General features: G+C 58.0%; 15 protein-coding genes. 9 read left to right on the top strand and 6 right to left on the bottom strand.

The window, feature by feature from the left end; all coding sequences use genetic code 11:
* Nucleotides 1-5: 5 nt before the first annotated feature.
* The 4 genes from ACR0EV_RS10070 to ACR0EV_RS10055 all read left to right on the top strand — a co-directional run bounded on the left by ACR0EV_RS10070 (nucleotide 6) and on the right by ACR0EV_RS10055 (nucleotide 2,942).
* Nucleotides 6-830 carry a sulfite exporter TauE/SafE family protein gene (locus ACR0EV_RS10070; RefSeq protein ID WP_480799959.1) on the top strand — a complete coding sequence of 275 codons (825 nt, stop codon included), beginning with the start codon at nucleotides 6-8 and terminating at the stop codon, nucleotides 828-830.
* Nucleotides 827-1,609, top strand: coding sequence for a hypothetical protein (locus tag ACR0EV_RS10065; RefSeq protein WP_480799958.1), 783 nt, complete (start codon nucleotides 827-829; stop codon nucleotides 1,607-1,609). The genes ACR0EV_RS10070 and ACR0EV_RS10065 overlap by 4 nt, the downstream gene beginning before the upstream one ends.
* A gap of 36 nt (nucleotides 1,610-1,645) precedes the next feature.
* A complete protein-coding gene (locus tag ACR0EV_RS10060) occupies nucleotides 1,646-2,374 on the top strand; it encodes a SpoIIAA family protein (RefSeq protein ID WP_480799957.1) in 729 nt (242 codons plus the stop codon).
* 367 nt (nucleotides 2,375-2,741) lie between these two features.
* Nucleotides 2,742-2,942, top strand: coding sequence for a hypothetical protein (locus tag ACR0EV_RS10055; RefSeq protein WP_480799956.1), 201 nt, complete (start codon nucleotides 2,742-2,744; stop codon nucleotides 2,940-2,942).
* Between the two features lie 4 nt (nucleotides 2,943-2,946).
* Here the strand turns inward: ACR0EV_RS10055 and ACR0EV_RS10050 are convergent, their stop codons facing one another.
* From ACR0EV_RS10050 to ccmI, 3 genes are read right to left on the bottom strand one after another with little or no spacing between them, the layout of a single operon-like run.
* Complete coding sequence (locus ACR0EV_RS10050; protein ID WP_480799955.1) at nucleotides 2,947-3,180, bottom strand: DUF1289 domain-containing protein; 234 nt, start codon at nucleotides 3,178-3,180, stop codon at nucleotides 2,947-2,949.
* An 18-nt stretch (nucleotides 3,181-3,198) separates the two neighbouring features.
* Complete coding sequence (gene ruvX / locus ACR0EV_RS10045; RefSeq protein WP_480799954.1) at nucleotides 3,199-3,663, bottom strand: Holliday junction resolvase RuvX; 465 nt, start codon at nucleotides 3,661-3,663, stop codon at nucleotides 3,199-3,201.
* Nucleotides 3,660-4,880: a c-type cytochrome biogenesis protein CcmI gene (gene ccmI, locus ACR0EV_RS10040; RefSeq protein WP_480799953.1), complete on the bottom strand. Its 1,221-nt coding sequence runs from the start codon at nucleotides 4,878-4,880 to the stop codon at nucleotides 3,660-3,662. The genes ruvX and ccmI overlap by 4 nt, the downstream gene beginning before the upstream one ends.
* 176 nt (nucleotides 4,881-5,056) lie before the next feature.
* On the opposite strand from ccmI, the gene ACR0EV_RS10035 reads away from it, so the two are divergent.
* Nucleotides 5,057-6,301 (top strand): sarcosine oxidase subunit beta family protein, encoded by a 1,245-nt coding sequence (locus tag ACR0EV_RS10035; RefSeq protein WP_480799952.1) that lies wholly within the window; start codon nucleotides 5,057-5,059, stop codon nucleotides 6,299-6,301.
* Here the strand turns inward: ACR0EV_RS10035 and ACR0EV_RS10030 are convergent.
* The gene (locus tag ACR0EV_RS10030; protein ID WP_480799951.1) at nucleotides 6,298-6,516 is read right to left on the bottom strand and encodes a hypothetical protein; all 219 of its coding nucleotides are present in this window, start codon (nucleotides 6,514-6,516) and stop codon (nucleotides 6,298-6,300) included. The two genes, ACR0EV_RS10035 and ACR0EV_RS10030, sit on opposite strands and share 4 nt — an antisense overlap.
* 86 nt (nucleotides 6,517-6,602) lie before the next feature.
* Here ACR0EV_RS10030 and ACR0EV_RS10025 point away from each other — a divergent pair, with 86 nt between their 5' ends.
* From ACR0EV_RS10025 to ACR0EV_RS10015, 3 genes are all read left to right on the top strand, one after another.
* The gene (locus ACR0EV_RS10025) at nucleotides 6,603-6,935 is read left to right on the top strand and encodes a sarcosine oxidase subunit delta (protein WP_480799950.1); all 333 of its coding nucleotides are present in this window, start codon (nucleotides 6,603-6,605) and stop codon (nucleotides 6,933-6,935) included.
* 64 nt (nucleotides 6,936-6,999) lie between these two features.
* Nucleotides 7,000-10,014, top strand: coding sequence for a sarcosine oxidase subunit alpha family protein (locus ACR0EV_RS10020; protein WP_480799949.1), 3,015 nt, complete (start codon nucleotides 7,000-7,002; stop codon nucleotides 10,012-10,014).
* Nucleotides 10,007-10,573 (top strand): sarcosine oxidase subunit gamma, encoded by a 567-nt coding sequence (locus tag ACR0EV_RS10015; RefSeq protein ID WP_480799948.1) that lies wholly within the window; start codon nucleotides 10,007-10,009, stop codon nucleotides 10,571-10,573. The genes ACR0EV_RS10020 and ACR0EV_RS10015 overlap by 8 nt, the downstream gene beginning before the upstream one ends.
* A gap of 37 nt (nucleotides 10,574-10,610) precedes the next feature.
* On the opposite strand, the gene ACR0EV_RS10010 is transcribed toward ACR0EV_RS10015, so the two are convergent.
* Both ACR0EV_RS10010 and ACR0EV_RS10005 read right to left on the bottom strand, forming a co-directional pair.
* The gene (locus ACR0EV_RS10010) at nucleotides 10,611-11,042 is read right to left on the bottom strand and encodes a hypothetical protein (RefSeq protein ID WP_480799947.1); all 432 of its coding nucleotides are present in this window, start codon (nucleotides 11,040-11,042) and stop codon (nucleotides 10,611-10,613) included.
* Between the two features lie 67 nt (nucleotides 11,043-11,109).
* Entirely contained in the window at nucleotides 11,110-11,868 is a 759-nt protein-coding gene (locus ACR0EV_RS10005) for an FkbM family methyltransferase (RefSeq protein ID WP_480799946.1), read from the bottom strand.
* Between the two features lie 100 nt (nucleotides 11,869-11,968).
* On the opposite strand from ACR0EV_RS10005, the gene ACR0EV_RS10000 reads away from it, so the two are divergent.
* Nucleotides 11,969-12,568, top strand: a complete 600-nt coding sequence (locus tag ACR0EV_RS10000) for a superoxide dismutase (RefSeq protein ID WP_170704218.1) — start codon at nucleotides 11,969-11,971, stop codon at nucleotides 12,566-12,568.
* The last annotated feature ends 1 nt before the right edge of the window (nucleotide 12,569 follow it).

Below are 12,569 nucleotides of genomic sequence, written 5' to 3'. Positions count from 1 at the left end.
GAACAATGCCCGAAACGATGTTGCTGGCTCAGATGTTGGGCCTTTTGCTTGTGATCGGGGCGCTTGCAGGCGTTCTGGCCGGGTTGCTGGGGGTCGGTGGAGGTATCGTCCTTGTCCCCGCGTTCTTCTACGCGTTTCAAACCCTTGGCTATGGTGGCCCGCAACTGATGCAGCTGTGTCTGGCGACGTCGCTTGCCACGATCATTGTGACATCGGTGCGCTCGGTTATGGCGCATAACAAAAAGGGTGCCGTGGACTGGGACATTTTACGCGGCTGGGGTCCGGGTATCGTCATTGGTGCGGTCATCGGCGTTCTGGTTGCCTCTGCCTTGCGGACCGAGGCCCTGCAGGCCCTGTTTGGCGTTCTGGGTATGGTGATTGGCGCGTATCTTGGACTGGGTCGTGCTGAATGGCGGCTGGGCGATGTTATGCCGGGGGGGATCAAACGAGCAGTTCTGTCGCCTTTGGTCGGGTTTCTTTCGGTCCTGATGGGGATCGGGGGTGGCAGCTTTGGGGTGCCGCTAATGAGCCTTTATAACACCCCGATCCACCGAGCCGTCGCAACAGCGGCAGGCTTTGGTGTGATCATCGCCGTGCCGTCGGTTATTGGCTTTCTGTTTCTCGAAATTGCGCCTGAACACCGCCCTCCGTTGACAATCGGGGCCGTCAATTTTGTGGCCTTTGCCGTTGTTGTTGCGATGACGATGATCACCGCACCCTGGGGTGTGAAACTGGCGCACGCGATGGATCCGAAACCCCTAAAGCGGGTATTTGCTGTGTTTCTGACGCTGGTGGCACTGAACATGCTGCGTAAGGCAATTGGCCTATGAGTGATTTTTGGGCCAAGGGCTGGGTAAAGTTTGCCTATGACCCATCGCTGGCCGAGTGGGTCAGCCATGCGTTGCCCGCCGCCCGTGCCTCAACGTCAGACCCTGCTCATGCGGAATGGTTGGACTGTGAAGGGACATGGTTCATCGGCGTAGATGCGCTGCCCAATGACACGCAGGGCAGGGTCGGTCAGTCTGCGCCTTTGGCCGGGCAGGCCGTGTCGTTTATTCGCGAACATTATGGCGATTTAACCCTGCACAAAGGGCAGGTGTCGGTCATTTATCCGGGCTACCCGCGCCCGCGTCGTGGTGAGAATGAGGCCGCGACCCGGTATCGCCGGAACCGGGACGCGGCCCATGTGGATGGCTTGCGTCCGATGGGACCAGATCGTCGCCGACGTGTGGATGAGCCTCATGCGTGGATATTGGGCATTCCCCTGACCGAGGCCAGCCCGGATGCGTCGCCCATGGTGTTGTGGGAAGGCAGCCACCACATTCTGGGCGCTGCGTTCAGAGACGCACTGAATGGCACGTCAAACGAGGCGCTGCGCGACGTTGATGTAACCGGCATCTACCAGGCTGCGCGTCGCGAGGTGTTCGAAACTTGCCCGCGGATCGAATTACCTGCCAAGCCGGGCGAAGCCTATCTGTTGCATCGCCATTGTCTGCACGGTGTTGCACCTTGGGCCGACGCGGCGACGGCAGGGCCAGATGGACGGATGATTGCCTATTTCCGCCCCGAATGCGCCGGGGGTGTAGCCGAATGGATCGAATCTGCCTAACCTCCTGTCATTATTTGGCTTTGGAGGTTTTGACGGATGATTACGGTCCATACGAATTCAGATGGCGCACTGATTGAAGTCGAATTGTCGGGGCAGGTTACAAGTGCCGACTATACCAACACTTTGGTTCCAGCGATTGAGGCCGCACTGGCCGAGCATGACTCGGTGCGTCTGCTGGCCATCGTGCAGCCCGAGTTCAAAGGATATGATTTGGGTGCCGCTTGGTCTGACACGAAGCTGGGGCTAAGCCATTGGCGTGGCTTTGACCGGATCGCCGTTGTTGCCGATCAAGGGTGGGTACAGACCAGTATTCGGCTGGCAGCCCCGATCTTGCCTTGTCCGGTACAACTGTTTGACCTTGCCGACCTGGAAGCGGCCCGCCGTTGGATGCGCGAGTCGCTGGGATCGATACACCTGACAGATCTGGGCGGGCCTTGTGTACAGATTAGTCTGTTGGGCAAGCTGGACCCCGAAGAGTACAAGGAGGCAGAGCGTGACCTGGACGTAATGCTTCAGGATCGCGCCGGGTTTCGCTTGTTGATCGACCTACGGGAATTCGACGGCTGGCAGGGGTTGTCAGCTCTGGCTGCGCATTTTCGGCTGGCCAGTCGCCACATCGGTCTGTTGGACCGTGCGGCCATTGTCGGAGACAAAAGCTGGCAGCATATGGCCCAGAAGGTTGCCAGCCATGTTCTGGGCACACGCACTCAGTTCTTCTCGTCTGAAGAGTTCGACAACGCTAAAAACTGGCTGGCGACAGGTTAGGATCTGTCGGGGCTCAAAAGGTAGCGGTCAGCCTTTGACCGCTTTTTTGCCCGCAAATTCCGTTGCGATTCGCAATCAACGGGCGTTTTTTTCTCGGTTCACGCAGGCAGTTCGTGTTTTTTTAAAAAAGCCCAACCAAATTGTGACGTTAGGGAATTTTGCTTGGTTTTAGGTTTTTATTGATCGGCGCGTCAAAAAAGATCAAAACCCGTGTGTTTTCCCCCTAATGGTTACGGGAAACACATTTAGCCACGCCTTGTCGCTGCGGGTCACCACTCACGTAGAACAATCACGTTCAAGAGCTGGAACCCCTCGGAGCTCGAACTCGACCTGCAGCGACATTGTTTTTTTTAGCGGGAATTCTGAAATGGCACTTAAAGGTCTGATAGGAAGATTTCTTAACCGCAGCACGTCGGACAACCGGCGCGTGACACAAAAACGCGAAGCTGGTCGGAACGACAAGGCGACGCGATCAGAGATGACGGTTTTGTTCCGCAAAGAACTGCGCAAACCGATCCCGGTCAGGGGCGGGCACGCTCAAAGCAAAGCGCGAAAAAAAGTGGGCTGATAGCTTAGGAGCTGCTCAGTCGAGCCGCCCGTCCGCCGCGCCGTTTGGCAAGCCGCGGTTTGCGCGAGGGCAGGTCGTCCATGATGTCGGCACGCTCAGAACTGTCCATTTTGGACCAGCGCGTAATTTCGTCAATCGTGCGATAGCAACCCGTGCAGATGCGTTCGGTCGGATGAACAACGCAGATCTGGACGCAAGGGCTTTCGACCTCATTCCGTTTCCACACCATATTCGTCATTGACGGTCTCCGACCTCGTTACAAAAAGCGCAGCCTGTCCAGCGCCCCTTGCAAGATATAACCGGCAGCAACGTGATCAATAACCTGTCCGCGACGTTTTCGTGTCGTATCCGCCTCAAGTAGTGCTTTTTCTGCCGCAACCGTGCTGAGACGTTCGTCCCAGAACCCGATAGGCAGATTCGTCAAACGCGACAAGTTTCGCGCGAAAGCCCGCGTTGACTGGCAGCGTGGGCCCTCGGACCCATCCATGTTTTTGGGCAGCCCCAATAGGATTCCGCCGATTTCACGGTCGGTCACAATCTCAATCAGACGTGCGGAATCCAACGTGAATTTCTTGCGCCTGACAGTCTCCAACGGACTGGCCACGCCGCGCATCCGGTCGGACACGGCGACCCCGATTGTCTTTTCACCAAGATCCAGGCCCATCAATGCTGTCATCGGTTCCAGCGCGGCTGCGAACTCTTCAAAGACGTCATGGATCATTGGGCGATCCCGGCCTGCAATGCCGCTGCGTCAAGGATTTGAAGTGCCTCGGAATTCCCCGCAAAAACGTCTTGCGCTTCTTTGTGAATGTCGATGGCGCGCTGACCCTGTCCCAGAACACCCAAGGCCGCAATCAGGCGGGCCCATTCCTCGGGCGAGCCGCCTTCAGTTGCCAGACGGTCAGACAGTTGGTTCACCATTCCCTGAATCATCTCTTGCCGTTCTTCAGGGGTCAGCTCGGCTGCGGCATTTACGTCGTCCTGGCTTGGACCAGGTGCCGCGCTCAGGTCCGGTGCGTTGAAGACACCTGCACGGAAAGCAAGCTCATCCAGTTGCGCGCGGATGGCCCCGGCCCACGGCGCGCCGCTTGGGGCATCCTGCAAGGTTTGCACCCACATGCGATAGGCCAGATCGGGTCGCCCGACCTGCGCCAGCATTTGCCCCCAATAATACCGGGCAGGCCCGTGGCGTGGATCTCGGTTCAGCGCTTCGGTCAGGGCTTGTTCCGCTTCTGGCGATACATAGCCGCCTGCTGCCAGGATCATCATTTCGGCAAGATCGGCATAGGCATCCGCAGTCGCCGCATCACCGGACAGTTCGATCACCCTTTGCTGTGCTGTGTATCCTGCCTTGAAGTTACCTGCATTGGTTTCGTGTTGTGCCAGCAGCATCTGGCCCTGCAGATCATTTGGGCGGTTGGCAACTGTTTCTCGCAGTTGGTTCAGCAGCGCGGCATAGCTTTCGTCCAGCTGTGCGGGCTGCGGAGGAGTCGCCAGTTGCTCTGCGGCGCTTTGGGGTGGTCGGTTGGCGCGCACATCTTCTGCAAGCTCCAACCGCGCCGTCAGTGGCATGTCCGGTAAACCTACGGCGCCGGTCCGATCATACAGCGCCATTGCGCCACCGATCAGGATCAGTGAGATCACCACCACCGAGACGATGGAAACAGCCCCCGACGGGCCAGATGCGACGCCGCCCTTTTTCATATGCTCGTCGGCTGCCAGAATGCGACGAGAGATTTCGGTGCGAACCCGTTCGGCGTCTGCCTCTCCAATCACGCCGCGTGCAAGGTCTTTGTCGACGCCCGCCAATTGTTCGCGGTATACCTCAAGGTCATATGCGGCTGCAGGCTTTTCCGCGCGGCGGTTGCGCAGCAGGGTGAAGCAAAGGAAAGCCGCAATCAGAAGCGCGACAATGAAAATCAGAACCCAGAACGTCATGGTCCCTCCGAAGATGTTGTCCTGACTTAGACCTACGGGCCGCCCGACAAAAGGGACAAATGGCCGCGAATGAACGACATGTCGCAATAGTGCGATATTGCGGCGTTGCACGGCAGGGGTAAACTGCGCACACACGGCATATCTGCGCCCAATCACCGAACCGGATGGATTCGCACATGAAACACTACTCAGCCTTTGCTGTTGCGCGGGAAGCTCTGCGCTATCACACCGGATGGGAGCGCGCCTGGCGCTCGCCCGAGCCCAAGAAGCGATATGACGTCATCATCATCGGTGCTGGCGGACACGGTCTGGCGACCGCGTATTACCTTGGCAAGAATTACGGCATTCAAAACGTCGCCGTTATCGAAAAAGGCTGGCTGGGCGGTGGTAACACCGGTCGCAACACCACGATCATTCGGTCCAACTATCTGCAAGACCCGTCGGCGGCGCTGTATGAAAAGGCGCGGGGCCTCTATGAGGACCTCAGCCAGGACCTGAACTACAACATCATGTTCAGCCCGCGTGGCGTGATGATGCTGGCGCAGACACAGCACGAAATCCGCGGCTATCAGCGCACGGCGCACGCCAACGCACTGCAAGGGGTAAAGACCGAATGGATCACCCCGGAACGCGTGAAGGAACTGGTGCCGATCATCAACCTTGACGGTCCGCGCTATCCGGTTCTGGGCGCGCTTTGGCAGGAACGCGGCGGCACTGCGCGCCACGATGCCGTTGCCTGGGGATATGCCCGCGCCTGTTCTGCCATGGGGATGGACATCATCCAGCAGTGCGAAGTCACCGGCGTGCGCTCGGATAACGGCCGTGTTGTTGGTGTCGACACCACCAAGGGCGCCATCGATTGTGACAAGCTTGGCATCGTGGTTGCTGGCCATTCCGGTCAACTGGCCGAAATGGCGGGTTTCCGTTTGCCGCTGGAAGCGATTGCACTGCAGGCTCTGGTGTCCGAGCCGATCAAACCCTGTATGGATGTGGTCGTGATGGCGAACACTGTGCACGGCTATATGTCTCAGTCCGATAAGGGTGAGATGGTGATCGGTGGCGGTACCGACGGGTTCAACAACTACACACAACGCGGATCGTTCCATCACATCGAAGAAACCGTCCGCGCTTTGGTCGAGACCTTCCCCATGATCTCGCGCCTGAAAATGCTGCGTCAGTGGGGCGGGATCGTGGATATGACCGGCGACCGGTCCCCGATCTTGTCGAAAACTCCGCTAGGTGGCTGTTTCATCAACTGTGGTTGGGGGACAGGCGGCTTCAAGGCGATCCCGGGGTCCGGCTGGGGCATGGCACAGCTGATGGCCACCGGCCATTCGCCGCTAACCGAAGCCTTTACGCTGGACCGCTTCAAAGAGGGCCGCTTCATCGACGAAAGCGTCGCTGCCGGGGTGGCGCACTAATGGTGGTCGTTCGGTGCTCCAAAAGCTCCACCGCTTGCTCCACCGTGGCCAAGGTGATCAACCGCGCGGGTGTGTTCGGCTTTGGTATGGGGGTCGACTCGTTCGGCCAGGTTCAAGTCATGCTTAAGAAAGTTCCGACCGCGTTTGCGTTCTGCGATAGCAATCAATATGCCGACGACCAGAACGCCCCCGAGTATAATGAAAACAATATCCATACAACGAATGTAGGCATTCAACGCGGTTCGTTCAACTTTGGCTTGATCGAAACCCGTTTTCAGCCTGCCGTCGAAAGGGTGACAAAATGCTGATCCTGACATGCCCATACTGCGGCGTTGCTGCCGAAGAAACCGAACTGGCTGCTGGTGGCGAAGCACATCTGAAACGCTATGGCCCCGGTTCGTCGGATGATGAATTCCACGACTACCTGTTTATGCGTGAAAACCCCAAAGGTGTTCACTTTGAGCGCTGGCGCCATGCCAACGGCTGCGGCAAGTGGTTCCACGCCGCGCGCTGCACGCAGACGCTTGAGGTGTTCGGCACCTATTCCGCGCAGGTCACAGAGCCGCCGCAAGAGATCAAGGACGCCATCACCGCCAAGCGCCCCGGATGGTCATGGAGAGAGTTCTCCGTATGATTCACGTTTTCAAAAATACTCCCGCCGGAGGCTCTGATGCCTCCACCTGCGAAAGGTCCGCACCATGAGCACCCGTCTCGCAAAACAGGGCCGGCTGATTGACCGGTCGAAAAAGGTTACCTTTACCTTCAACGGCACTGCGATGCAGGGCTTTGAAGGCGATACGCTCGCCTCGGCGCTGTTGGCCAACGATCAGATGATGATTGGCCGGTCGTTCAAGTACCACCGGCCACGTGGCGTAGTCGCCAGCGGTGCGGAAGAACCGAACGCTTTGGTTGGTCTGGGGCAGGGCAATCGTTTCGAGCCAAACCAGCGCGCGACAACGACCGAGTTGTTCAACGGTCTGAACGCGATCTCTCAGAACCACTGGCCGAACCTCGAGTTCGACATCGGTGCAGTGAACACGGCTTTGGCGCGGTTCCTGCCCGCCGGTTTCTATTACAAGACGTTCATCCATCCGAAACCGTTCTGGAAACACGTCTACGAGCCCTTCATCCGTCAATCTGCCGGTCTGGGTAAAGCGCCTGACAAAGACAGCCGCGACGCGGACACCTACGAACACTTCTACGCCTTCACCGATGTTCTGGTGATCGGCGGTGGTGTCGCCGGGCTGCAGGCCGCCAAAACGGCCGCGCAATCCGGTGCCAAGGTTCTGCTGGTCGAGCAGACCGCGCATTGGGGCGGTCGCGCTCCGGTTGACGGCGGTACGGTGAATGGCGAGCCTGTGGATAAGTTCGTGGAACAATTAGTTTCCGAACTCGAAACAATGGACAACGTTACCATGCGTGCGCGCTGCATGGGTGCGGGCGTCTATGACCACGGTTATGTACTGGGATATGAGCGTCTGACAGACCACACTCCGGGCGTGCAAGGCCCGCGCCATCGGTTGTGGCGTATCCGCGCGAAGCAGGTTGTCACCGCCACCGGCGCAATCGAGCGTCCGCTGTCATTCGCGGGCAACGATGTGCCGGGTGTGATGCTGGCATCGGCGATGCGCGATTACGTTGTGAACTGGGGTGTGACACCCGGCGAGCGCGTCATTGTTGCCACCAACAACGACGACGCCTATCGCACCGCGATCCTGTTGAAACAGGCCGGTGTTGATGTTCTGCGTGTGGTGGATGCCCGTGCATCTGCCGGCCCGCTGGCGCAAGAGGCGCGGGACCTTGGTATCCGCGTTGATCCTGGCAAGGCCATCGCAAAGGTCAAAGGCGGCAAGCGCGTCAAGAAAGTTGCCATCTGCAATCAGGAAGGCATCGGTGGTGCACGCGAAGAGGTTGAAGCCGACGCAGTTGCCATGTCAGGTGGCTGGTCTCCGGTTGTGCATATGTGGTCGCATTGCGGCGGCAAGCTGATCTGGGACGAGGCGCACGCGCATTTCCGGCCTGATCCCGATCGCCCACCGCTGGGTGCTGATGGAGAAGGCTTTGTTCTGGCTGCTGGCAGCTCGAATGGTCCGTTGGCTCTGGCGGATGTGCTGAAAGACGCAGACGCAACAGGCAAAGCCGCGGGCAAGGCCGTTGGTCACGCGCCCAAACGCACCAAAGCCCCGGTTGGTGAAACCACCGCCGAGGCACCGATGGAAGCTGTTTGGCTGATGCCTGCCAATGCTGAAATCCAACTGCGGGCCAAGTCCTGGCTGGACTTCCAGAACGATGTCAAAGTGTCCGACGTTCAGTTGGCCGCGCGTGAGGGTTATGAAAGCGTCGAACACACCAAGCGTTACACCACGCTGGGCATGGCGACCGATCAGGGTAAGCTGAGCAATATCAACGGCCTGGCGATCCTTGCTGATGCACTTGAGTCAGAGATTCCCAAGGTCGGAACCACCACGTTCCGTCCGCCTTACACGCCTATTTCGATGGGGGCGATCGGGGGCGAGGCGCGGGGTGAAGTGTTCCAGCCGATCCGTCAGACTCCGATGCACAACTGGCACAACAAGAACGGTGCCGATTGGGAACCGGTCGGTCACTGGCGCCGGACATATGCCTATGTTCGCCCCGGGGAATCTGTGCATGACGCAGTGAACCGCGAGGTGAAGAACACGCGCGAGAATCTCGGCCTGCTGGATGCTTCGACGCTTGGCAAACTGATCGTCAAAGGGCCTGATGCCGGCAAGTTCCTGGACATGATGTACACCAACATGATGTCCACGCTGAAGGTCGGCAAATGCCGCTATGGCCTGATGTGTTCGGAAAACGGCTTTCTGATTGACGACGGTGTTGTTGCCCGGATCGATGAGGATACGTGGCTGTGCCACACCACCACAGGCGGGGCCGAGCGTGTCCATGGTCACATGGAAGAATGGCTGCAGACCGAATGGTGGGACTGGAAAGTCTATGTCGCCAACGTAACCGAGCAATATGCGCAAGTCGCCGTGGTCGGACCGAACGCGCGCAAGGTGCTTGAGAAGCTGGGCGGCATGGATGTCAACAAAGAGGCCCTCCCATTCATGGAATGGCGCGACGGTAAGATCGGTGACTTCGATTGCCGCGCCTATCGCATCTCGTTCTCGGGTGAGCTGTCTTATGAGATCGCTGTTCCTGCAAGCCAAGGTCAGGCGTTCTGGGATGCCTTGATGGAGGCAGGTAAAGAATTCGGAGTGATGCCGTACGGCACCGAATGTCTGCACATCCTGCGGGCCGAGAAGGGCTTTATCATGATCGGTGATGAGACCGACGGCACCGTGATCCCGCAGGATCTGGGGCTGCACTGGGCGTTGTCGAAAAAGAAAGAAGACTACCTGGGCAAACGCGCCCATTCGCGCAGCCATATGACCGATCCAGAGCGTTGGAAACTGGTCGGTCTTGAGACTGTGGATGGTTCTGTCATTCCCGACGGGGCCTATGCGGTGGGTGAGGGTGTCAACGCCAATGGTCAGCGCAACATGATCGGGCGTGTGACCTCGACCTATTACTCGGCCAATCTGGGCAAAGGCATCGCCATGGGCCTGATCAAGCACGGCCCGGATCGCATGGGTGAGATTGTCGAGTTCCCGGGCACCGACGGTAAAACCTATAAAGCCAAGATCGTGGACCCGATCTTCTTCGACAAGGACGGGGAGAAGCAGAATGTCTGAACCCATCAGCGCATTGAAACACGCCAGCTATGACGGCATCGCCAAGATTGCGGAATGTGGCCTGCAAGGCATGATCACCCTGCGCGGTGATCTGTCCGACAAGGTGCTGGCCAAAGCCGTCAAGGACGCCACCGGACAGAAAGTGCCGGGCCAGCGCGAGGCATTGGTCAAAGGCGACACAGGCGTGGCTTGGATGTCCACCGATGAACTGCTGGTGCTGGTACCTTACGCCGAGGTCGAGGCCAAACTGGCGGCAATGACCAACGCGCTCAGCGGCACGCATGCTCTGGCGGTCAACGTCTCGGATGCACGTGCGGTATTCAGCATCTCGGGTGCCAGCGCGCGTGAGGTGTTGGGCAAGCTGGCCCCGGTTGAGCTGTCGGCAGAGGCGTTCCAACCCGGCCAAATCCGCCGCTCGCGCCTTGCGCAGGTGGCTGGTGCATTCTGGATGGACGACGCAGAAACCTTCCGCGTGGTCTGCTTCCGGTCAGCGGCGGACTACGTCTTCAAACTGCTCAAGGTTGCCGCGCAGCCGGGCAGTGAGGTTGGGGTTTATTGACAGAAAGTAAAAAGCCCCGGACCATCCGGGGCTTTTGTCAACTTTGGACCGTGCAGGTTCCAACGCCATATGGTTTGTTGGCAGCATTGATGGTGATAAATGCCATGCGCACTTTCAGGCTGTTGTCGTTTGGGTTCAAGTTTGCCTGATAGCGAACACGAACGTTTCCGCCTGCAGCCATGGTTTGGTCTAAGTTCCAAACAAAACGATAGCCTTTCGCGCCTCGATCTTTAAACTGTGCCGCCTCCCATTCCTGGTAAGAGCTGGCTGCCAGTGCCGACGCTTTGGCTGTGTCAATCTTGAACCCGTATTCTGGCGCGATCCAGCCGTGGGCGTCCTGTTTTGTCATCTTACATACATATGTAACGGTTTCAGCCGCTGCCGTTTGTGCAAATGCCAGCGCGGCAATCGTCAATAAAAATCTTTTCATTTCATCCAGTTGTTTTTGATTTCGGATGAGTGAAAACAATCCAATACATCCTGAAGATGCAAGATCAATTCGTTGAAGCTCGTAGAATACCGGCCCCGGTGTTTCTTTATTGCAAGAGGATTGTGCGGTACCGGTTTAACCCCTCTGGCTCCAAAATCTCCGCCGGTTTCAGAGGTTGCATCTTGTCATCCGAGAGAGAGGGGTAAAAATCCAGCGCCTCCAACAATCCGGCCACCCGGTCGCGTCTTTCAGCCTCGGGCAGCAATGGAGCGTGCAGCGACAAAAACAGGGCAGGGCGATGTTCTTTGAGCCAAGGTGCGAGGGTTGGTAAGACAAAGAACTCTGCGCCCTCGATATCCATCTTAACCAACGATACGCCGGACAGATTATTTACGGCCGCGAACTGATCCCAAGCTATCGTTAGCGCATCAGACCCATGCGCCCCGTCGTGCAGAAGTGAACTTGTTGAATCCCCGGGCTCACCCCGAACCGAGGCCATACGCGCCACGCCAAATTGGTCCGACAGCGCGACACCAAAGGCCGAGACATTTTGAATGTCATTCAGATCCAGGTTCCAGGCCAGATGCCTGTACGCGGTGGGGTCGGGTTCAAAACACCACACATGCCGCGCTTTTCGCGCGCCATATAGGACTGTGGGCCCGATCCAAGCCCCGATGTCCAGATAGTCGCTGTCGGGCGACAGGAACCGGTCCAGCACCGCAAAGGTTTCTGGTTCCCAATGGCCCGCAGACGCCTTGCGCCAGAACTTGGAATGATACGGGTCCAGGTGAAAGGGCTCTCCGTTCAGGGTACCTGCATAGTATCCGCGGGCGCGGTAAAACATCTTGCGCGCCTGTGTCAGCATCGCGGACCTCCGGGTTTTATTGTCTCGCCCCTTGACCTGCGGCGGCTGCCACAGCATTTAACCGTTGGGAACCGCAACTTTTATTTAACAGGGGGCCGACATGGCTTTTGAACTTCCTGATCTTCCTTATGCACATGACGCGCTGGCAGCCAAGGGTATGTCCGCGGAAACACTGGAATATCACCACGACCTGCACCACAAAGCCTATGTCGACAACGGCAACAAGCTGATCGCCGGCACTGAATGGGACGGCAAGTCGCTGGAAGAGATCATCGTTGGCACCTATGACGCAAACGCAGTTGCGCAGAACGGCATCTTCAACAACATCAGCCAGCTTTGGAACCACAACCAGTTCTGGGAAATGATGGGCCCCGGCGACAATGCCATGCCCGGTGAGCTGGAAAAAGCGCTGACCGAAAGCTTTGGCTCAGTTGACGAATTCAAATCGCAGTTCAGCGCGGCTGGTGCCGGTCAGTTCGGTTCAGGCTGGGCGTGGCTGGTCAAGAACGCTGACGGTTCGCTGGCCGTGACAAAGACCGAGAACGGTGTGAACCCGCTGTGCTTTGGCCAAACCGCGCTGCTGGGTTGCGACGTGTGGGAGCACTCGTACTACATCGACTTCCGCAACAAGCGCCCTGCCTACCTGTCGAACTTCCTCGACAATCTGGTGAACTGGGAAAACGTCGCATCGCGGATGTAAT

Source organism: Ruegeria sp. CF8, assembly GCF_056537285.1.
Note: the sequence above shows the minus strand (reverse complement) of the source record. Positions and strands in the feature narration are given on the sequence as shown.

Excerpts from the sequence above, each read along its gene's own strand:
- ACR0EV_RS10070 (WP_480799959.1), top strand. The coding sequence starts at position 6 with ATGCCCGAAACGATGTTGCTGGCTCAGATGTTGGGCCTTTTGCTTGTG.
- ACR0EV_RS10065 (WP_480799958.1), top strand. The coding sequence starts at position 827 with ATGAGTGATTTTTGGGCCAAGGGCTGGGTAAAGTTTGCCTATGACCCA.
- ACR0EV_RS10060 (WP_480799957.1), top strand. The coding sequence starts at position 1,646 with ATGATTACGGTCCATACGAATTCAGATGGCGCACTGATTGAAGTCGAA.
- ACR0EV_RS10055 (WP_480799956.1), top strand. The coding sequence starts at position 2,742 with ATGGCACTTAAAGGTCTGATAGGAAGATTTCTTAACCGCAGCACGTCG.
- ACR0EV_RS10050 (WP_480799955.1), bottom strand. The coding sequence starts at position 3,180 with ATGACGAATATGGTGTGGAAACGGAATGAGGTCGAAAGCCCTTGCGTC.
- ruvX (WP_480799954.1), bottom strand. The coding sequence starts at position 3,663 with ATGATCCATGACGTCTTTGAAGAGTTCGCAGCCGCGCTGGAACCGATG.
- ccmI (WP_480799953.1), bottom strand. The coding sequence starts at position 4,880 with ATGACGTTCTGGGTTCTGATTTTCATTGTCGCGCTTCTGATTGCGGCT.
- ACR0EV_RS10035 (WP_480799952.1), top strand. The coding sequence starts at position 5,057 with ATGAAACACTACTCAGCCTTTGCTGTTGCGCGGGAAGCTCTGCGCTAT.
- ACR0EV_RS10030 (WP_480799951.1), bottom strand. The coding sequence starts at position 6,516 with ATGGATATTGTTTTCATTATACTCGGGGGCGTTCTGGTCGTCGGCATA.
- ACR0EV_RS10025 (WP_480799950.1), top strand. The coding sequence starts at position 6,603 with ATGCTGATCCTGACATGCCCATACTGCGGCGTTGCTGCCGAAGAAACC.
- ACR0EV_RS10020 (WP_480799949.1), top strand. The coding sequence starts at position 7,000 with ATGAGCACCCGTCTCGCAAAACAGGGCCGGCTGATTGACCGGTCGAAA.
- ACR0EV_RS10015 (WP_480799948.1), top strand. The coding sequence starts at position 10,007 with ATGTCTGAACCCATCAGCGCATTGAAACACGCCAGCTATGACGGCATC.
- ACR0EV_RS10005 (WP_480799946.1), bottom strand. The coding sequence starts at position 11,868 with ATGCTGACACAGGCGCGCAAGATGTTTTACCGCGCCCGCGGATACTAT.
- ACR0EV_RS10000 (WP_170704218.1), top strand. The coding sequence starts at position 11,969 with ATGGCTTTTGAACTTCCTGATCTTCCTTATGCACATGACGCGCTGGCA.